Source organism: Bacillus sp. 1NLA3E (assembly GCF_000242895.2).
Lineage (GTDB): Bacteria > Bacillota > Bacilli > Bacillales > Cytobacillaceae > Bacillus_BU.
The window spans coordinates 3,218,011-3,238,620 of record NC_021171.1 but is presented as its reverse complement, the minus strand read 5'-3'; the positions used below and the strand labels follow the sequence as shown (position 1 = coordinate 3,238,620).

Genomic DNA, 20,610 nt, shown 5'->3' with positions numbered 1-20,610 from the left:
GCAGGAGGGGATCACTTGGAAAAGGTTGATATTTTTAAAGATATCGCCGAACGGACTGGCGGTGATATTTATCTAGGGGTTGTTGGAGCTGTGCGCACCGGCAAATCAACATTTATTAAAAAGTTTATGGAACTCGTAGTATTGCCAAATATAAGAAATGAAGCAGAACGTGCTCGAACACAGGATGAATTACCTCAAAGTGCGGCGGGGAAGACAATTATGACAACGGAACCGAAATTTGTTCCAAACCAAGCCTGCAGCGTACATGTTGCGGAGGGGTTGGAAGTAAATATCCGTCTAGTCGACTGTGTTGGTTATACAGTACCAGGAGCAAAGGGTTATGAGGATGAGAATGGCCCGAGAATGATTACTACGCCTTGGTATGAAGAACCTATCCCTTTTCACGAAGCGGCCGAAATTGGTACGAGAAAAGTGATCCAAGAGCACTCTACACTTGGGGTTGTCATCACAACTGATGGTACAATCGGGGAAATCCCCCGTTCAAATTATTTAGAGGCTGAAGCTCGTGTAATAGAAGAGCTTAAAGAAGTGGGAAAACCCTTCATTATGATTGTTAACAGTGCCCAACCACATCATCCAAATACAGAACTTTTACGGAAAGAATTGTCCGAGAAATATGACATTCCGGTGTTGGCAATGAGTGTGGAAAGTATGCGCGAAACGGATGTATTAAATGTGTTACGTGAGGCATTATATGAATTCCCTGTGCTTGAAGTAAATGTCAATTTACCGAGCTGGGTGATGGTATTAAGAGAGAATCATTGGCTTCGTGAAAGCTATCAAGAAGCAGTGAAAGAAACCGTAAAAGATATAAAGAGATTAAGAGATGTTGATCGGGTTGTTAACCAATTTAGCGACTATGAATTTATTGATAAAGCAGGATTAGCAGGGATTGAGATGGGCCAGGGTGTTGCTGAAATTGACTTGTATGCTCCAGATGATTTGTATGATGATGTTTTAAAGGAAATCGTAGGTGTTGAGATTCGCGGGAAGGATCATTTGCTTGAACTGATGCAAGATTTTGCCCATGCAAAAACTGAGTACGATCAGGTCTCCGATGCATTGAAAATGGTGAAGCAAACTGGGTATGGGGTTGCTGCTCCTTCACTTTCTGATATGAGCCTAGATGAACCAGAAATTATTAGGCAAGGCTCTCGCTTCGGTGTTCGTCTAAAAGCAGTTGCCCCATCTATTCATATGATCAAGGTAGATGTTGAATCAGAGTTCGCACCTATTATAGGTACGGAAAAACAAAGTGAGGAGCTTGTTCGCTATCTCATGCAAGATTTTGAAGACGATCCACTATCAATCTGGAATTCAGACATATTTGGTCGGAGTCTAAGCTCGATTGTCCGTGAAGGTATCCAGGCTAAGCTATCATTAATGCCAGAAAACGCTCGATATAAATTAAAAGAAACACTTGAGAGAATAATTAACGAAGGTTCAGGTGGGTTAATCGCCATTATTTTATAAAATATGAGACTGACACAGGAAAGGAAGCCGGGTAGCCTTTCTGTATGTCAGTCTTTTTTGATTGTTAATAATAAAACAAGAGCCTAAATCCCATTAATTATTGTGGAAAAAGGGGGAACTTATTACAATAATGTAGCAGAGATGAAAAGATTCCCATTATTTCGCGGAATCTTCTTGATTAGAACATATGATTTGTGATAATCTTTTAACAGAATTAGCGTTGTGACGTTGTTAAGCCTTAAGAATAAAGGCTTTTGTCATTATTTTTAGGTTATATCCTTCATTTTTTATTTAATAGCTACTAATCATTAAATAAAAAAGCGTTATGACGTATAAAATTCTGTAATTTTGTTTAGAAATGTAGGTAAGAATCCTATTTTTACTGGAACGAACCAATTTTGGGAGGAGGTGAATGGCATGAACAAGACAGAACTAATTAGTGCAGTAGCTGAAGCTAGTGAACTTTCTAAAAAGGACGCTACTAAAGCGGTTGATGCTGTTTTTGATACAATTCTAGAAGCTTTAAAAGGCGGAGATAAAGTACAATTAATCGGTTTTGGAAACTTTGAAGTTCGTGAACGCGCTGCTCGTAAAGGACGTAACCCACAAACTGGAGAAGAAATCGAAATTGCTGCAAGCAAGGTTCCTGCATTTAAACCAGGCAAAGCGCTTAAAGATGCAGTTAAATAATTACATAAACTTGCTTCGAGCGAATGCTTAAGCAGAAGACCGCGGGTTTTACCGCGGTCTTTTTCATTAGTAAGCCGAAAAAACTGAAATTTGCCATAACGCTTCCAATAAGGAAAGTTAACAAATATTTATGGAAGAAGGAAACTTGGTACCTTTTCTTATGATAAAATGGATATGCTAGTATATAAATAAACATGAATCGATAACTTTCAATCCTTAATGATCAATTCAATAAATGAAAAAATACTTTACATAAGCAGGGGGTGTCTTTAAATTGGACAAAAAAAATGGACTTAACGGGGATTATATTGTCATCAAAGCCATTGAAGACGGAGTAAATGTCATTGGATTAACGCGGGGGACAGATACTAGGTTTCATCACTCTGAAAAGCTTGATCAAGGTGAAGTGATGATTGCCCAATTCACCGAACATACTTCAGCAGTTAAAATACGAGGAAATGCGAAAATTTTGACTAGCTATGGGGAAATAGAGAGCGAAGCGAAAAAATAATTAACAATACTCTTTTTCCTTTAATGGTAGAATGCGATTAATATAAATATGCCCAACTCTCGACCTTTTATGATATAATGATTACTGCCTTTATTTGAGGGTAAATTCACTATTTAGAAGTCATTGAATAGGGCAATTTTTTTATGTACGGATAAAATCTCCTTAATTTAAAGGAGTTTAATTTATATATCTTCGGGGAACAAGGGTGATTATTTTGTATGAAATACAATCGAAATTAGCTGAGTTGAAAGAACTTATTGAACAAAGAGCAAATCATCCTTATTTGGTTAAAAATATTGATGCACCTATTATTGATGAAGATAAGCTTTTGTTACTAATCTTGATTTTTGATCAGCTAAATTTAGCGGATATTGAAACGAACACTTATATAACTGCTACGATGTTAATTCAATTGGCCCTTGATACCCATGACTATGTTCGATCTCACTCAATTGAAGAGGATTTGCAGAGTCAGCAGCTAACGGTATTAGCCGGTGACTACTTCAGTGGTTTATATTATAAACACCTCTCGGAAATTAACAATATTTCTTTAATACGTGAGTTATCAAAAGGAGTAAAAGAAATTAACGAGCATAAGATTATGGTCTATGAACAATTCCAATTTAATAATATTGATCAAATACTTAACAGTTTTAAAGTCATTGAAGGTGCATTATTTGAAAAGCTTACTAATTTTTTTCAGGTCAACCTTTGGAGTGACTTTACATTGAACTTTTTGTTAGTAAAAAGATTATTACTTGAAAAAAATCAATTTATTAAAACGGGTTCTTCAGTGGGATTTGAAGCCTTTAAGAAATTAATTACCGATCAAGATGATTTAAATCGGAAGGGAATTTCCCAAAAACAGCAAAAAAATGTGTTACATGTTTTCGATCAGGCTATAAACCATGCTATGCATTTGATGAACCTAGGAGAAGGGGATTTCCCTCATTTAAATGATCTGCTAAAGCAGAGGATTCATTCTATCGTGGACCGGCATCAAGCCATGATCAAAACTTTTGTGGAAGAAGGGTAAGTAATGCAACAATCCAAAGAAGAACGTGTCCATAATGTGTTTGAAAAAATTTATCATAATTACGATAAAATGAATTCTGTTATCAGCTTTCAACAACATAAAAAATGGCGAAAAGACACAATGGGTCGGATGAAGGTTCAAAAAGGTTCGGTAGCCCTTGATGTATGTTGCGGTACAGCTGATTGGACAATCGCAATGGCCGATGCTGTTGGCCCTACGGGTGAAGTGGTTGGTCTTGATTTTAGTAAGAATATGTTGAAAATTGGGCAGGATAAGGTTAATGAGCTTAAATTGAAAAATATAACCCTGATCCATGGGAACGCGATGGAATTACCATTTAAAGATAATCACTTTGATTATGTAACTATTGGATTTGGATTAAGAAATGTACCTGACTATTTGCAGGTGTTAAAAGAAATGAATCGGGTATTAAAACCCGGAGGAATAGCTGTTTGTTTAGAAACCTCACAACCAACGATGTTTGGGTTTAAACAGCTTTACTACTTTTACTTTAGATTTATCATGCCGTTATTTGGTAGGGTCTTTGCAAAAAGCTATAAAGAATACTCATGGCTGCAAGAGTCCGCACGTGATTTTCCTGGTATGAGAGAGTTGAAAAAGATGTTTGAAGATGCTGGTTTTATCAATGTTCTTTTTAAACCTTATAGTGGTGGAGTGGCTGCGTGCCATATTGGGGAAAAGAAATAAAAGCAAGTAAAATATTGTGGCACAGTTTACAATTGCAACGAAAAATAGATAGATTCAAAGCTGGGTGGATACAAGATGAAATTTAAGATGGTGTATTCATTTTTGAATTCGGATATCAATGTCATTGAAAAAGAGCTTGAGGAGACAATGGACACACAAGCTCCTTTATTGCGCCAAGCATCCTTGCATTTGCTAAAGGCCGGGGGGAAAAGAATTCGCCCAGTTTTTGTTTTACTTGCAGGGAGGTTCGGTGACTATGATATTAACGTAATCAAAAATGTTGCAGTTACTTTAGAACTTATACATACGGCCAGTTTAGTGCATGATGATGTCATTGACGATGCAGAACTGAGACGGGGCAAGCCTACCATAAAGGCTAAGTGGGACAATCGGATCGCGATGTATACAGGAGACTATATTTTTGCCCGTGCACTTGAACTTATGACCAACATTAATAATCCATTGGCACATAAAATTTTATCAAATACAATGGTTGAATTATGTCTAGGTGAGATCGAGCAAATAAAAGATAAATACCGATACGATCAAAATATGAGAGATTATATGCGTAGAATTAAACGGAAGACTGCTTTACTTATTGCTGCGAGTTGCCAGTTAGGTGCTGTAGCATCAAATGTTGAAGAAGAAATCCATAAAAAATTGTTCCGGTTTGGATATTATGTTGGGATGTCATTTCAAATTATTGACGATGTGTTAGATTTCACTTCTACAGAAAAAGAACTTGGAAAGCCTGCTGGTGGGGACTTGATACAAGGAAATATTACTCTTCCTGCTCTTTATGCAATGGAAAACCCACAGATTAAACAGAAGATCGTTAATGTCAATGAGCATACTGGACGGGTTGAAATCGAACAAATTATTCATCTAGTAAATAACTCGGACGCCATTAAACGCTCATTAGCATTAAGCGACCGCTATTTGGATAAAGCACTTACTATTCTTGAAGATCTTCCTCAAAACAAAGCCAAGAAAGCCTTACGTGAAATAGCATTGTATATCGGAAAACGAAAATTCTAATATTTGCGATATTTCTAAAACAATGTTAATATTTTCATGGACTGCTACAAACTGGCAGTCCACTATACATAAGATTCTAGGAGTGGAGTATATGGAAAAAACTTTTTTAATGGTAAAGCCAGATGGAGTTCAACGTAATTTAATCGGTGAAATTGTTTCACGTTTTGAGAAAAAAGGTTTTCAACTTGCTGGAGCAAAATTGATGAGCATCCCAACTGAACTTGCTGAGCAACATTATGGAGAACATAAGGAGCGTCCTTTTTTTGGAGAGTTAGTTGAATTTATTACATCTGGACCAGTGTTTGCAATGGTTTGGCAAGGAGAAAATGTAATTTCTACTGCTCGTCTTATGATGGGTGCAACGAATCCTAAAGATGCTCTTCCAGGAACGATTCGTGGTGATTTCGGGGTAACTGTTGGGAAAAATATTATCCATGGTTCAGATTCACCAGAGAGTGCGGTCCGCGAAATCGGTTTATTCTTTAAAGAAACTGAGTTAGTAGAGTACACTAAGTTAGTTAATGAGTGGATTTATTAAATTATTTTCTAGAAAAGCACTTGTAGCTATTACAGGTGCTTTTTTTTGTATCCGTTTCCAGTTAGGTGAATGGATTGTTGGTTTTTACAGGACCTGTCGGTCGTGTTAAAATGAATACTATCGTGATATTAAATTTTGCAATTTTTAAATTTTTACTATTTTTATTTTAGGTGTCGTGTGTTATATTAATCCATAATCCATAATCCTTTAATGAGTTGAAGGAGGAAAGAATAATGAGATATTTGACAGCCGGGGAATCGCATGGTCCCCAATTAACTACCATTTTAGATGGTGTTCCTGCTGGGATGCCTCTTGTTGCAGAAGACATAAATGATCAACTGCATCGGAGACAAAAAGGCCATGGAAGAGGCCGCAGAATGCAAATCGAAAAGGATACTGCTGAAATTATGGCAGGCGTACGACATGGATTAACACTTGGTTCTCCAATTGCACTTGTTGTTGAAAATAATGACTGGAAGCATTGGACAACCATAATGGGACAAGCGCCATTGGACCAAGAAGATGAAAATGATGTGAAAAGGAAGATTTCTAGACCGAGACCAGGACATGCCGATTTAAATGGGGCTTTGAAATATGGTCACCGTGATATGAGAAATGTTTTGGAAAGATCTTCGGCCAGAGAAACTACCGTAAGGGTTGCTGCTGGGGCAGTTGCCAAAAAACTTCTGTCATTACTAGGAATTGAAATTGCATCTCATGTAATTGAAATTGGCGGAGTTAAAGCAACAGAAACACACTATCAATCTATTGCTGAGTTAGCTGAAAAAACAGAGAACTCTCCTGTTCGTTGTATTGACCCAGTCGCAGAGAAAAAAATGATGGATGCGATTGATAATGCCAAACAAAATGGTGATTCAATCGGTGGAGTGGTTGAGGTAATAGTAGAAGGAATGCCATCTGGTGTGGGAAGTTATGTTCACTATGATCGCAAACTAGATGCAAAAGTCGCTACTGCAATCATTAGTATTAATGCTTTTAAAGGTGTAGAGTTTGGGATTGGCTTTGAGTCAGCAAGAAAACCAGGCAGTGAAGTTCATGATGAAATTATTTGGGACAAGGAAAATGGCTATTCTCGCAAAACTAACCGCCTTGGCGGTTTTGAGGGTGGAATGACAACAGGAATGCCAATTGTTGTCAGAGGAGTCATGAAACCTATTCCAACATTGTATAAACCGTTACAAAGTGTTGATATTGAAACAAAAGAACCTTTTTCTGCTAGCATTGAACGTTCCGATAGCTGTGCAGTTCCTGCTGCTGCTGTAGTTGCAGAAAGTGCCGTTGCGTGGGAGTTAGCAGCAGCAATCGTTGATCAATTTTATTCTGATCGTTTTGATACTCTTGCCGAGCAGGTTCGCCAGTATCGAGAATATGCGAGGAATTTTTAATGGAAACGGTACAGATCCAAACCAAATCAAAACAATATTCCGTTTATATTGGTTCGGGTGTTACCTCAGGTCTGCAAACCTTTATAAAAGAAAACATACCTGAAGTTTCTTCCATATTAATCATAACCGATCAAACAGTTGGAAACCTTTATTTATCTACACTAAAATCTGAGCTGTCTGATTTAGAGACAGCTTGTTTTCTAGTTCCAAGTGGAGAGACGGCCAAAACATTTGAGGTTTATTATGATTGCTTAACCTATGCACTAGAGCAGAAGTTAGATCGTAAGTCTTTAATTATCTCCTTTGGTGGTGGAGTGGTAGGTGATTTGTCAGGATTTGTTGCGGCAAGTTATATGCGAGGAATCCCGTTTATTCAAGTGCCAACGACCATCCTAGCTCATGATAGTGCAGTGGGTGGGAAAGTTGCCATTAATCATCCATTAGGAAAAAATATGATTGGTGCCTTTCATCAGCCAGAAGCAGTATTTTATGATTTGAATTTTCTAAGTTCCCTTCCAATTAAAGAGAAAAGGTCAGGATTTGCCGAAATTATTAAACACGCATTAATCCAAGACCCAATCTTTTATGATTGGATTCGTACGAATATTGTAGGTACAAATGATTTAGCAGGTGACACTCTTCAACGCGCATTAGTACGGGGAATTGAAATTAAAGGTTCTATTGTTACTGAAGATGAGAAGGAAACAGGTGTTAGAGCCTTTTTGAATTTTGGTCACACACTAGGTCATGCAATTGAAGCAGAATGTGGGTATGGAGTAATTAGTCATGGAGAAGCAGTTATCATTGGGATGGTATTTGCTTTAAAATTAAGTAAGCAAATAACTGGGTTGATTTTTAATGAGGAAGAATTTACTTCATGGCTCGAAAAATTAGGTTATCTAATCACTTTACCAACTGGATTGTCTCCTGAACATTTACTAAGCAGGATGAAACAAGACAAAAAATCTGTCGGGCAAAAGGTGAGATTTGTTTTGTTAAACCGGGTTGGAGAAGCAAAATTGTATGAAGTTACAGATAATATGTTATTAAAAAGTTTGACTGATTTTTAGGAACAAAGGGGGAAATTTGAATGATCCGTGGGGTGAGGGGAGCTATCACCGTTAAAGAAGACAATGATGGGGAAATTGTCTCGGCTACAGAAAGATTATTAAGGCAAATGATTCAAGAAAATCAGATTTCTTCTAATGATGTTGCTTCAATATTTATCTCAGTTACAGAAGATGTCAGCGCTACTTTTCCAGCGAAGGCGGTACGTCTGATCGAAGGTTGGACATATGTCCCAGTCATGTGTATGACTGAGATTCCAGTGCCAAGTGGATTAAAAAAATGCATCAGAGTGATGATGCATGTTAATACAAGTAGGGTGCAGGAGGAAATCATTCATACTTATTTAGATGGTGCTGAAGTATTAAGACCTGATTTACATACCTCCAAGAACTGATAAAACAACATTCATTTAGACTTCTTCGAACAAAAACCTATTCAAAAAGAGCGTTGTTAGGAAATAAGATTGTTATATGAGGTGAAAAAAATGAAATGGAAAGAACAAATATTAGATTTGCATCCATATCAACCGGGGAGATCAATTGATGAAGTTAAACGGCAATTTGGCTTAAATGAAATTGTAAAGCTAGCTTCTAATGAAAATCCATATGGTTGCTCAAAAAACGTTATTACTGCGCTCCAAAATTCTGTTAAATCTTTAGAAATATATTGTGATGGACATGCAACGAATTTAAGAGATGCTGTTTCAAAACATATACATGTGGGGCCTGAACAACTTATTTTTGGAAATGGTTCAGATAATATCATTCAAATTATCTCGCGTTCATTATTAACGCCAGATTCAAACACAGTAATGGCAGCTCCAACGTTTTCACAATACCGACATAATGCTGTCATTGAAGGGGCAGAAGTTCGCGAAATCCCATTAAAAAATGGTGACCATGATTTAGACGACATGTTAAGGGCTATCGATCAAAAAACAAAAATAGTTTGGATTTGTAGTCCAAATAATCCTACAGGAACTTATATTAATGGTGAAAAACTTGTTAGCTTTCTTAAGCAAGTTCCGCAGGACGTTCTGGTTGTTTTTGATGAAGCCTATTTCGAATACGTTACGGCAGAAGACTATATCGATTCGGTCAAGCTTGTTGACACTTACAAAAATTTAATCGTACTTAGAACTTTTTCTAAAATATATGGATTAGCAAGCCTAAGGGTTGGTTATGGTGTAGCAAATCCGGCTGTTATTAAAGCGTTAGAACCTGTTAGAGAGCCATTTAACGTGAATACATTTGGACAAATTGCAGCAAAAGCCGCTTTAGAAGATCAAACCTTTATCGACGACTGTAAACAAAAAAACCGTGCAGGACTTGAGCAGTTCTATCAATTCTGTCAGGAAAACCATTTAGACTATTTTCCTTCACAAGGAAATTTCATCTTAATTGATTTTAAACTTGATGGAAACGAAGTTTTTCAGTATTTAATGGAAAGAGGCTTTATTGTTCGTTCTGGAAAAGCACTTGGATTTCCAACAGCTGTTAGAATTACTGTTGGCTCAAAAGAGCAAAATGAGGGTGTTCTTGCGGAAATGAATCAACTTCTTCAAGTAAAGGCGACCTCTAGTAAATCGTAATAAATGTGGGGGTGGTCGTTTGCGCGGCAATGTATTTGTGATAGGGCTGGGGCTGATTGGCGGATCCCTGGCTCTTTCTATTAAACATACCCATAAGAATTCTGTTGTTATAGGGTATGATGTAAATGAGAAACAAAGAAAACTTGCAAAAATGTTGGGTGTCGTAGATGAAACGGTAGATGAAATTGGCCCCGGTGCAACGGTTGCGGACTTAATTATCATTGCCACACCAGTAAACGTTGCTGAAAAGATTATTCGGGATCTTTCCAATATGTCATTAAAAAAAGATGTTATCATAACAGATGCTGGTAGTACGAAAACAAAAATAGTTCAAACAGCAACTTGTCTCACCGAAAAAGGAATAACTTTTATTGGAGGACACCCGATGGCGGGTTCCCATAAAAGCGGAGTTACAGCAGCTAAACCCATCCTTTTTGAAAATGCCTTTTATTTATTAACTCCTAGTCAAGGTACTAATTCTTTGCATGTAGATAAATTAAAGGCTTGGCTAGAAGGAACAAAAGCAAAATTCCTGATTGTTTCCCCTGAGGAACATGATTATATGACAGGTGTAATCAGTCATTTTCCACATGTGATTGCTGCCTCTCTTGTTCATCAAGCAGAGCGTTCAAGTCAAGACCAGCATTTAGTTACACGACTAGCAGCAGGTGGATTTCGGGATATCACTAGGATCGCTTCTAGCAGCCCTGAAATGTGGCGTGATATTCTACTCCATAACAAACCTATTTTGCTTGAGATATTCCAAGAATGGATCACGGAGATGGAACGTGTGACAACCATGTTAGAAAAAGAAAATGGGGAAGACATCTATCAGTATTTTCTTACTGCAAAACAGTTTAGGGATGATTTGCCTGTAAAAGACAAAGGCGCAATTCCAGCGTTTTACGATTTGTTTGTAGATGTTCCTGATTACCCCGGTGTTATTTCAGAAATTACCGGGTATTTGGCAAAAGAGGATATCAGCATTACCAACATTCGGATTCTTGAAACACGTGAAGAGGTTTACGGGGTATTGGTGATCAGCTTTCAAACTGAAGAAGACCGTATTCGTGCTGAACAATGTATTAAAAGATACACTGACTTCGAAACTTCTGTTGGACCATAAATGAATAGGGTGATAAAATGGGACAATTACAATTACAGATAAATGCCACAGGATTGCAAGGTGAGATACAAATCCCTGGGGATAAGTCAATTTCACATCGTGCTGTCATGTTTGGATCAATCGCGAACGGAACAACTAAAGTGACCAATTTTCTACTAGGAGAAGATTGTTTAAGTACCATTTCTTGTTTTCAAAAATTGGGAGTAACGATAAATCAAGAAGACAATCAGGTTACCATTTTGGGTAATGGCTTGTCAGGGCTAAAAGAACCTACGGACATATTAGATGTGGGAAATTCAGGTACCACCATTCGCTTATTGATGGGAATCCTAGCTGGAAGACCTTTTCACAATATTTTAGTTGGTGACCATTCAATAGGCAGGAGACCGATGACAAGAGTTGTGAAGCCTTTGTCATTAATGGGTGCGAAAATTGATGGGAAAAATAATGGCGAATTCACCCCTATTTCCATTAGGGGAGGCGAGTTAACCGCGATTGATTACCGTTTACCTGTTGCAAGTGCTCAAGTAAAATCCTCGATATTGTTTGCTGGGCTACAGGCTAAGGGAACAACAACAATCCATGAACCAGCTAAAACAAGAGACCACACTGAGCGAATGATCAGACACTTTGGTGGGGAAGTAGAAAGTGATGGACTCACAGTTAAGATTAGTGGTGGCCAGACTTTAACTGGATGTGATTTCAAAGTACCTGGAGATATTTCATCAGCGGCGTTTTTCCTTGTTGCAGGAGCCATTATCCCGAATAGTGAAATTCTCTTAAAAAATGTAGGATTAAATCCAACCCGAACTGGAATCATTGATGTGATGAAAGATATGGGTGCAAATATTACCATCCTTTCAAAGGGTATAGATGAGGCAGAGCCGACTGGTGATATTATCATTAAAACATCTCAATTAAAGGGAACGACCATTGAAGGAGATATGATTCCAAGACTCATCGATGAGATACCAATTATAGCTTTGCTAGCATCACAAGCAGATGGCCAAACGGTTATAAAAGATGCACATGAGTTAAAAGTGAAAGAAACAAATAGAATTGATACGGTTGCCGGTGAACTTTCAAAGCTGGGCGCATCAATCGAGGCAACAGACGATGGAATGGTGATTACCGGGAAAACAGCCCTTACATCTGGTGAAGTACATAGTCATGGTGACCATCGAATCGGAATGATGTTGGCGGTGGCTGCGTTAGTTTGTCGAGGAGAGGTTAAGCTAGAAGATGCTGAAGCGATCTCTGTTTCATATCCTACCTTCTTTCAAGATTTAAATAAGCTTTACCGTTAAAAAGGCAGGCGCTAGGATTTCCCCTAGCCCTGTTTTTCTTTTATAATAAGGCTATGTTAAAGTACAATGTTGATTTTTTGCACAATGTTGATTGGAGTGGAAGGCGCGAAGACTCCTGTGGGAGCAGCGGGACAGGTGAGACCCCGCAGGAGCGTATGCGACGAGGAGGCTCACCGCCCGCCCCGCGGAAAGCGAAGCGCCTGGAACGGAAATCAACATGCTAGTTTAACAGAGCTTATGATAAAAAGATCAAGGGATTTAAGTCATATTTTCAAAAATTCCTCATAGCTTGTCATAAGACCGTTTAAAGAGGGTGGTTTTATGACTTATATCATTGAAAATGCTAATGTGTTATCTGAACAAAACATAACAACGACTTCTTTTTTAGTTAAACATGACAGAATCACCTCAGTTCTTTCTTCTTTTAAGAAATTGACCCACATGAGAATGGATGCAGAACCTTTTATTATGACACCAACCTATGTTTTTTTTGATCAACAAATTTCTGAAGATAGGCCATTTCAGGAAACAAGACAATATTTTTTAGAGCAATTCATCAAGAAGGGTTGCACCACTATTCTGACCACTGTAGATATTAAATATGAGAATGATTTTTCTCTTAAAATGAAGAGGAAGCAAACAAATCTAAACACATGCCCGATTGATTACATTATTGCTGCAAGAATCCCAGTCCGATTGCTTACGCCATCCTTCATAAGAAAATGTAAAAAGGAAAGGATTCCAGCTATTTTTGTAGAAATTGAAGATGTGACAGAACTCTTTATGGTCCCATGGGGATGGGTCCGTGAGGCGCTTTTTCCGTACAATTGTCCATTAATCCCAATCTTTACAAAAGATGAAGGGAAGGCAAAGCAGCAGTTAATTAATACTTGGCGGAAATTAACACTAACCGAAAAAATTCCATCGCTAGCAGATGAAATCTCTGAACATCAGCCGATTCCAAAACAGATTCTCGCGAAAATTGGAATTTACCCGCTAAAATCCAATCTTCTCCATGGCGGAGAACTAAGCTATAATTTCTATTTAATGGATCATGAAAAAAGACAAATTGCAGAAATGGAAATGTTTCATTATCATAATCATAGATTGGTTGTTACAATGCATAAAGGGCATATCATTCGTGCTGGAGAAAAAGCCATGTTTCGCTCAGGCTTTGGTGAACAAGTTATGATCAATAAACCTTCCTTTTTTTTACTATAATATATTTCGAAAGGGTCATAAAATGAATAAGGTAAATAATATCATCTCTCTTTTAGAAAGCGGTCAACAAACAGAAGCCATCCAGCTTTATCGGAAGCTCCTACAAAATGGAACAGCTGAAGAAAAATTTGATCTTGCCGAAGAATTCACTCGATTTGGTTTTTTAGAGGAAGCGGCGGAATTGTATGAGAACTTATTGGGATTATTCCCAGATGAAGGGGAACTCTTAGTTCTTCTTGCTGAGGTTTATGTAGAAATTGGCCGAGAAGAGGACGCCATGCTGCTCCTTGATAAAATAGACGCGGATGACCACAGTTTTCCACAGTCATTGTTATTACAAGCTGATTTATACCAAATGAATGGATTATTTGAAGTAAGTGAGCAGAAATTATTAACAGCAAAAAATTTATTACCCGATGAAGCCATTATTGATTTTGCTTTAGGTGAATTATACGGAGAACTGGGAAAGTTCGCAGAAGCCATCCAAGCATATGAAAAAGTATTAGAAAGTGGCACGAGCGAGATTTCAGGAGTTAATATTCATCAACGACTTGCAGAAATGCTAAGTGCAAGTGGTTCTTTTGAAGAAGCTTTGCCGTACTATGACCAAGCTTTAAAAGTAAAGACTGAAATTAATACCATTTTTGGTTACGGTTTAACTGCTTATCAAGCAGGTTCTAATCGGACAGCAATTGAGAAATTTGAACAACTTAAGGAGATCGACCCTGAGTATCACTCCTTATATTTGTTTTTAGGGAAGGCTTACGAGCGAGAAGAAGAAATTGAAAAAAGCTTTGACACAATTTCTCAAGGTATCCGCTTTGATGAATTTAACAAAGATTTATATCATTTTGGTGGAAAAATCGCCCTTAAGCTTGGCGAAGAGGAAAAGGCCGAAAAGCTTCTTCGGGAAGCAATAGCCCTTGATCCAGGGTTTATGGATGCTGTTTTAACCCTTAACAAACTATTTCTCCATCAGGAGCGTTATGAGGATGTATTAGATCTTGTTAAACAAGTTGAGTTGGTAAATGAGATTGAACCACAATTGCTTTGGGATGAAGCGATAGCTTACCAATATTTAGAAGATTATTCACAGGCATTAAACAAATATCAACTTGCATATACTTATTTTAAAGATCAACAGGAATTTTTAACGAATTATGGATATTTTTTAATTGAAGAAGGAAAAATGATTCAGGCTGTCGAAATTTTTAGTGAATTACTCAAAAAGGATCCGAGCAATACAGAATATCAAGAACTTATCGACCGATTAACCGACAATAACGACGAAATGCAATAAAAATCTTTTAATTTGCAGAGGAGGGAAGCAAAAATGACGACCCCTGTATCTGTCAACGAGAAGAAGGATTTTATCCGGTGGTTTTTAAATCATTATCAGCTAAAAAGAAGAGAATGTGTGTGGATTTTAAATTACTTAATGAGTCATGACCAACTGATGGAAAGGGTTCATTTTGTAGATCAAGCACAGTATTGTCCTCGAGGACTCATTATGTCTACCCACTGTGTTGAGGATGTCCCGTTTCGATTTTATAAAGAAAATGTGATGACGACAGATGCAGAAAAATCATTTCACGACATCCGTTTAAATCGAGATGAGGAAATTTTTATTCAATTAAATTTTCATTCTTCAAACCAGGCACATCAATATGCTGCTGTACAAGAGGATAATCCATTTATGCCGAAGAATGTTCAATTTAGTGAAAAGGATCGCATTTTGGCTGAGCGCTTTTTAACTGATTGTATTAGACGTTATCAAGAGGAAAAGTTGCTTCAACAAATTGATGATGCGTTGGATCTTCATGACCAAAAGGCTTTTAAAACTTTAACGGAAAAATTAATACAATTAAAAACGTGATTTTCCGTACGGCTTGCTTGCAAAAGCAAGCTTTTTTGTTTACGGTAGAAATGGAATATTTATGAATTGGAGGGATTTGTAGGTGAAGTGGAACCCACAGGATGTTGAAGTTTATCTTCAATCAAAGGAGTATGTTGATACAGCGGTTATACCACTCCTACCGGTTGCTTTTGATAGTGAAATGGGACAAGCAGCAGCTATGTCCGAATTTATTACTCTAGTAACTGGACAATTAGAACGACAGTTTAAGGGGAGAATATTATTACTTCCGGGTTTCTCCTATCTCAAAATAGTGGAGGAAGAAAACACGTTTACCAATCTGTTAGATTGGGAGACACAATTAAAGTCAAATGGTTTTAAACATATTTTTTATTTAACCTCTGATGTTTTTTGGAAACCCTTCGATGACCGTCTATCTGGTTCACTAATTTGGATTCCTTCTATACCATTAGAAACAATGCAAGAATCTATGAAAATTTCGGTTGTTGAAAGCCAGGTAAAACAGATGATAAACTTGTTTACTAGAGAATGGCATGAAAAAGAATAAATATTTAGAAAGTTGCACAGATTCAGCCTAGTAATTATTGACCTTATATTAAGATTGATATATCATGATTATGTCCTAGTTTTATATTGTGTGATAATAGTCTCGTGAACTTAACTTTGTAACAAGGGGGGGGGATAAGCATGAGCAAGCATCGAGTATCAAGACGTCAATTCTTGAATTACACTCTGACAGGTGTAGGGGGTTTCATGGCGGCTGGTATGTTAATGCCAATGGTTCGATTTGCTATCGATCCAGTTTTAGCTGCAAGTTCTGCTGGAGATTTTATTGCAACAAAAGAAAAAGTTGCAGATTTAACTAGCGAACCAAAACGTGTCGATTTTTCTTTTAAACAAAAGGATGCATGGTATGAATCTGAAGTCACTAATACAGCTTGGGTGTATAAAGATGACAAAGGAGAAATCGTGGCACTTTCACCAGTTTGTAAACATTTGGGATGTACGGTTGACTGGAATACGGACAAGGCGAATAAAAACCAATTCTTCTGTCCATGTCACTACGGCCGTTACACGAAGGATGGAACGAATGTCGCCGGAACACCACCATTGGCACCGCTTGATGTATACCCATTTAAAGAAAAAGACGGCTTCCTATACTTAGGAAAAGCTAAACCACGGAAGGAGGCGTAATCATTGTTTACTAAAATTTACGATTGGGTAGATGAACGTTTGGATATTACGCCGTTGTGGCGGGATATTGCGGATCATGAAGTGCCTGAGCATGTAAATCCTGCACATCATTTTTCAGCATTTGTCTATTGCTTCGGAGGTCTTACGTTCTTCATAACTGTCATTCAAATTTTGTCAGGTATGTTTTTAACCATGTACTATGTTCCAGATATTAAAAATGCATGGGAGTCAGTTTATTATCTTCAAAATGAAGTTGCATTTGGTCAAATTGTTCGAGGAATGCACCATTGGGGCGCAAGCTTAGTAATCGTCATGATGTTTTTACATACACTGCGTGTGTTTTTCCAAGGAGCTTATAAAAAACCACGTGAGTTGAACTGGGTAGTCGGCGTACTTATATTCTTCGTTATGCTTGGTTTAGGTTTCACTGGTTATTTATTACCTTGGGATATGAAAGCGCTGTTTGCGACCAAGGTTGGTCTGCAAATTGCTGAAGCAACTCCGGTAATAGGTACACAAGTAAAAATATTACTTGCTGGACATTCTAGTATCGTTGGAGCTCAAACATTAACTAGATTCTTTGCTATCCATGTATTTTTCTTACCTGGTGCATTGCTAGGATTAATGGGAACTCACTTCCTGATGATCCGAAAACAAGGTATTTCTGGACCATTGTAAAAAAACGTTATTTATACGGCTTTAACTAAGAGTTAAAGGAGGGGGATTGCTCAATGCATCATGGTAAAGGTATGAAGTTCGTCGGTGACTCACGTGTATCCGTCGAACGTAAACCTAATGTTCCGAAGGATTACTCGGAATACCCTGGTAAAACGGAAGCGTTCTGGCCTAACTTCCTATTAAAAGAATGGATGGTAGGTGCCGTTTTCTTAGTTGGATATTTGTCTTTAACTATTGCTCATCCTTCACCGCTTGAAAGGATTGCAGATCCAACAGATACAGGCTACATTCCGTTACCAGACTGGTATTTCTTATTCTTGTATCAATTATTAAAATACTCATTCGCTTCTGGTCCATACACCACTATCGGTGCGATGATCATACCAGGATTAGCTTTTGGTTCATTATTACTGGCTCCATTTATCGATCGTGGTCCAGAGCGTCGTCCGTCAAAACGACCACTTGCAACAGGATTTATGTTACTTGCGTTAGCTTCCATTTTTTATCTTACTTGGGAGTCTGTAGCTACACATGACTGGAAAAAAGCTGAAGCACAAGGTAAGATTGTTGCGGAAGCTAATTTCGATAAAGAGTCTGAAGGCTATAAAATTTATCAGGACAAAGGCTGTATTAGTTGTCATGGCGACAATATGCAGGGTGGACCCGCAGCTAAATCTTTAGTCGACACTGGACTAGCACCTGATAAGATTGCTAATATTGCAAAAAATGGACAAAATGCTATGCCAGCTGGAATTTTTAAGGGTACTGATGAAGAGCTTAAAAAGCTGTCAGAATTCATTTCAACTGTAAAAAGTAAATAAGTTATCAAAGCTGACGAATTTTTCGTCAGCTTTTTAATATTCTATTAACTATTATGATAAGATATTATTCACAAGAATATGCATACTGATTGGTGGGAATGAAATGAATTTGATTTATGCGATTTTAGCTGATCGCAAAGTGTTAGGGCTACTTTTAGTGGTGAATGTAATTGGTACGATATATGGATATTATTGGTATGGTTCGCAACTTAGCGAAACTCCTGCTATTTTTTTGCCTTTTGTACCAGATAGTCCAACGGCAAGTTTATTTTTCGTTTTTGTATTAGTCGCTTTTTTACTTAAGAAAAACTGGCCATTTTTCGAAGCATTAGCCATTGTTACTTTAGTTAAATACGGTATTTGGGCAGTGGTGATGAATCTATTTGTTAGCATTGTAAATGGTGGTCTTGATTGGGTAGGATATATGCTGATTTTTTCCCATGCTGCTATGGCTATACAGGGGGTACTTTATGCACCTTTTTACAAAATTAAGCCCTGGCACCTCGTAATAACTGGAATATGGGTGTTACATAATGAAATGATTGATTATGTTTTCAACATGATGCCGCAATATCATGATTTAGAATTATATACCGCTGAAATTGGATATTTTACTTTCTGGTTAAGCATTGCTTCCATAGCTGTTACTTATTATTTATGTCTTCGGAAGGAACATTTTTCCCTATCAATAACAAAATGATTGTAGATTAATGATTGCTGGTCTATCCTTGTCCATCTCCTCATAAATATTAGTAGTAGTTGGAGGGGGGACAAGAATGAAAGTAAAATGGTTCATATTATTTTGGGCATTATTAATTTTACCGACGATGTCAGTAAGTGCAGCACCAACCTCGACAATCATTAAACTTGATCATATATCTGATGAGGCCCTGCAAATGGTGAAATTACGCCGTTATGATGATGCGGAAAAATTATTAGAATATTTTTCTGATCAATTTTTATCAAGAACGGGAAAAGAAAGAATGTTTTCGATGGATGAATTAAGAATTATTACGGTAGCACATAGTGATGCTTTAGATGCGACAAAAAATGCGGGAATTCCACATAATGAAAAAATGAATCGGGTCACAAAGTTTCGCCTCGTCGTTGATGCTATTTCATCCGGACATCAGCCCTTATGGACCGAAATGGAAGAACCAATTATGGCCTCCTTTCAAAATGTAAAGCAGGCCGTAAATAGTGGTAATAATGTGAACTTCCAATCCAACTTCAATTCATTTTTATCATTATATAATATGATTTATCCAAGCCTAAAAATTGATATTCCAGCGGAGCAAATTCAAAGTCTAGATGCTAAAGTTAATTATATTGATCAATCTCGACCAACTTTACTTTCAAAATCGGCCGACCACCAGGAATTAGAGGCATTAGGAAATGATCTGCAAACCATTTTTGACGAAATGACAGCAGATGAAGCCGACCCAAGCCTCTGGTGGGTAATCATTTCTACTGGAAGTATCATCATCTTAACATTATCTTACGTTGGTTGGAGAAAATATAGAGGAGATCAGGAACTGGAGAAAAACCGACCTAAAAAGCTAAAAGATTGACACCCTTTTTCTTACCTCCTAGAATGAAATAACAAGCAGAAAATTGGGGGATTCACATGTATATAATTTATTTTTTAGTGATTATCCTTGTTCCACTTTGGGCACAAGCTCGTGTGAAAAATACGTATCGAAAATATTCGAAAAAACCGACATCATCATATATGAACGGTGCTGAAGTAGCGAGGAGAATTTTACATTCTAATGGTTTGTATGATGTAGGTGTGGAAGAAACGAGAGGTTATTTGAGCGATCATTATGATCCACGCTCAAAAACGGTTAAGCTTTCCTCGGCAAATTTCCATGGGCATTCTGTGGCTGCGGCGGCTATTGCCTCCCATGAGGTAGGCCATGCGATTCAAGACCAACAAAACTATACCTTTTTAAGGATTAGACATGCATTAGTTCCTGTAGCGAATCTTGGATCCAATTTTGCATGGGTATTAATTTTGATAGGAATTTTTGCCCAATTAAGCGGAATGCTTTTGTTAGGCATTATTTTCATGGCAGCAGCCGTCGTATTTCAGATTGTAACGCTCCCGGTTGAGTTTAATGCATCAAATCGAGCGATGGATCAAATTGTTTCACTTGGAATTATCAGAAATAATGAAGAGAGAGAAACGCGTAAAGTATTAAATGCAGCAGCTTTAACGTATGTAGCAGCCGCCGCGGTAGCAGTGTTAGAACTTGTTCGCCTTCTGTTAATTTATACAGGTATGACAAGGGAAAATTGATCTTA

Annotated in this window: 23 protein-coding genes; all 23 read left to right on the top strand. The window is 37.6% G+C overall.

Annotated features, from left to right (window positions below):
• Positions 1-15 precede the first annotated feature (15 nt).
• The 23 genes from spoIVA to B1NLA3E_RS15325 all read left to right on the top strand — a co-directional run bounded on the left by spoIVA (position 16) and on the right by B1NLA3E_RS15325 (position 20,605).
• Positions 16-1,494: a stage IV sporulation protein A gene (gene spoIVA / locus B1NLA3E_RS15435; RefSeq protein ID WP_015594764.1), complete on the top strand. Its 1,479-nt coding sequence runs from the start codon at positions 16-18 to the stop codon at positions 1,492-1,494.
• Positions 1,495-1,911: 417 nt separating this feature from the next.
• Positions 1,912-2,184 (top strand): HU family DNA-binding protein, encoded by a 273-nt coding sequence (locus B1NLA3E_RS15430; protein WP_015594763.1) that lies wholly within the window; start codon positions 1,912-1,914, stop codon positions 2,182-2,184.
• A 274-nt stretch (positions 2,185-2,458) separates the two neighbouring features.
• The gene (gene mtrB / locus B1NLA3E_RS15425) at positions 2,459-2,695 is read left to right on the top strand and encodes a trp RNA-binding attenuation protein MtrB (protein ID WP_015594762.1); all 237 of its coding nucleotides are present in this window, start codon (positions 2,459-2,461) and stop codon (positions 2,693-2,695) included.
• A gap of 214 nt (positions 2,696-2,909) precedes the next feature.
• Positions 2,910-3,731 (top strand): heptaprenyl diphosphate synthase component 1, encoded by an 822-nt coding sequence (locus B1NLA3E_RS15420; RefSeq protein ID WP_041581150.1) that lies wholly within the window; start codon positions 2,910-2,912, stop codon positions 3,729-3,731.
• A gap of 3 nt (positions 3,732-3,734) precedes the next feature.
• Positions 3,735-4,439 carry a demethylmenaquinone methyltransferase gene (locus B1NLA3E_RS15415; protein ID WP_015594760.1) on the top strand — a complete coding sequence of 235 codons (705 nt, stop codon included), beginning with the start codon at positions 3,735-3,737 and terminating at the stop codon, positions 4,437-4,439.
• Between the two features lie 75 nt (positions 4,440-4,514).
• Positions 4,515-5,477 carry a heptaprenyl diphosphate synthase component II gene (hepT, locus tag B1NLA3E_RS15410; protein ID WP_015594759.1) on the top strand — a complete coding sequence of 321 codons (963 nt, stop codon included), beginning with the start codon at positions 4,515-4,517 and terminating at the stop codon, positions 5,475-5,477.
• A 91-nt stretch (positions 5,478-5,568) separates the two neighbouring features.
• Positions 5,569-6,015 (top strand): nucleoside-diphosphate kinase, encoded by a 447-nt coding sequence (ndk, locus tag B1NLA3E_RS15405; protein ID WP_015594758.1) that lies wholly within the window; start codon positions 5,569-5,571, stop codon positions 6,013-6,015.
• Positions 6,016-6,248: 233 nt separating this feature from the next.
• Entirely contained in the window at positions 6,249-7,421 is a 1,173-nt protein-coding gene (gene aroC, locus B1NLA3E_RS15400; RefSeq protein ID WP_015594757.1) for a chorismate synthase, read from the top strand.
• Positions 7,421-8,491 carry a 3-dehydroquinate synthase gene (gene aroB, locus B1NLA3E_RS15395; RefSeq protein ID WP_015594756.1) on the top strand — a complete coding sequence of 357 codons (1,071 nt, stop codon included), beginning with the start codon at positions 7,421-7,423 and terminating at the stop codon, positions 8,489-8,491. Before aroC ends, aroB begins: the two co-directional genes overlap by 1 nt.
• 20 nt (positions 8,492-8,511) lie before the next feature.
• The gene (aroH, locus tag B1NLA3E_RS15390; RefSeq protein ID WP_015594755.1) at positions 8,512-8,883 is read left to right on the top strand and encodes a chorismate mutase; all 372 of its coding nucleotides are present in this window, start codon (positions 8,512-8,514) and stop codon (positions 8,881-8,883) included.
• Positions 8,884-8,973: 90 nt separating this feature from the next.
• Positions 8,974-10,080 carry a histidinol-phosphate transaminase gene (gene hisC / locus B1NLA3E_RS15385; protein WP_041580590.1) on the top strand — a complete coding sequence of 369 codons (1,107 nt, stop codon included), beginning with the start codon at positions 8,974-8,976 and terminating at the stop codon, positions 10,078-10,080.
• 19 nt (positions 10,081-10,099) lie between these two features.
• The gene (locus B1NLA3E_RS15380; protein WP_015594753.1) at positions 10,100-11,206 is read left to right on the top strand and encodes a prephenate dehydrogenase; all 1,107 of its coding nucleotides are present in this window, start codon (positions 10,100-10,102) and stop codon (positions 11,204-11,206) included.
• A gap of 17 nt (positions 11,207-11,223) precedes the next feature.
• Positions 11,224-12,513, top strand: a complete 1,290-nt coding sequence (gene aroA, locus B1NLA3E_RS15375) for a 3-phosphoshikimate 1-carboxyvinyltransferase (RefSeq protein ID WP_015594752.1) — start codon at positions 11,224-11,226, stop codon at positions 12,511-12,513.
• 321 nt (positions 12,514-12,834) lie between these two features.
• Complete coding sequence (locus B1NLA3E_RS15370; protein WP_015594751.1) at positions 12,835-13,734, top strand: hypothetical protein; 900 nt, start codon at positions 12,835-12,837, stop codon at positions 13,732-13,734.
• Positions 13,735-13,756: 22 nt separating this feature from the next.
• Positions 13,757-15,034, top strand: a complete 1,278-nt coding sequence (locus B1NLA3E_RS15365) for a tetratricopeptide repeat protein (protein ID WP_015594750.1) — start codon at positions 13,757-13,759, stop codon at positions 15,032-15,034.
• A 33-nt stretch (positions 15,035-15,067) separates the two neighbouring features.
• Entirely contained in the window at positions 15,068-15,610 is a 543-nt protein-coding gene (locus tag B1NLA3E_RS15360; protein ID WP_015594749.1) for a ReoY family proteolytic degradation factor, read from the top strand.
• 82 nt (positions 15,611-15,692) lie between these two features.
• Positions 15,693-16,157 (top strand): YpiF family protein, encoded by a 465-nt coding sequence (locus B1NLA3E_RS15355; RefSeq protein ID WP_015594748.1) that lies wholly within the window; start codon positions 15,693-15,695, stop codon positions 16,155-16,157.
• Between the two features lie 140 nt (positions 16,158-16,297).
• Entirely contained in the window at positions 16,298-16,804 is a 507-nt protein-coding gene (locus B1NLA3E_RS15350; RefSeq protein WP_041580589.1) for a Rieske 2Fe-2S domain-containing protein, read from the top strand.
• Positions 16,805-16,807: 3 nt separating this feature from the next.
• On the top strand, positions 16,808-17,482 hold the full coding sequence (qcrB, locus tag B1NLA3E_RS15345; RefSeq protein ID WP_015594746.1) for a menaquinol-cytochrome c reductase cytochrome b subunit: 675 nt from the start codon (positions 16,808-16,810) through the stop codon (positions 17,480-17,482).
• Positions 17,483-17,535: 53 nt separating this feature from the next.
• On the top strand, positions 17,536-18,303 hold the full coding sequence (locus B1NLA3E_RS15340) for a menaquinol-cytochrome c reductase cytochrome b/c subunit (RefSeq protein WP_015594745.1): 768 nt from the start codon (positions 17,536-17,538) through the stop codon (positions 18,301-18,303).
• 103 nt (positions 18,304-18,406) lie between these two features.
• Positions 18,407-19,003: a DUF1405 domain-containing protein gene (locus tag B1NLA3E_RS15335; RefSeq protein ID WP_015594744.1), complete on the top strand. Its 597-nt coding sequence runs from the start codon at positions 18,407-18,409 to the stop codon at positions 19,001-19,003.
• Positions 19,004-19,079: 76 nt separating this feature from the next.
• Complete coding sequence (ypjB, locus tag B1NLA3E_RS15330) at positions 19,080-19,874, top strand: sporulation protein YpjB (protein ID WP_015594743.1); 795 nt, start codon at positions 19,080-19,082, stop codon at positions 19,872-19,874.
• Between the two features lie 56 nt (positions 19,875-19,930).
• On the top strand, positions 19,931-20,605 hold the full coding sequence (locus B1NLA3E_RS15325; RefSeq protein WP_015594742.1) for a zinc metallopeptidase: 675 nt from the start codon (positions 19,931-19,933) through the stop codon (positions 20,603-20,605).
• The last annotated feature ends 5 nt before the right edge of the window (positions 20,606-20,610 follow it).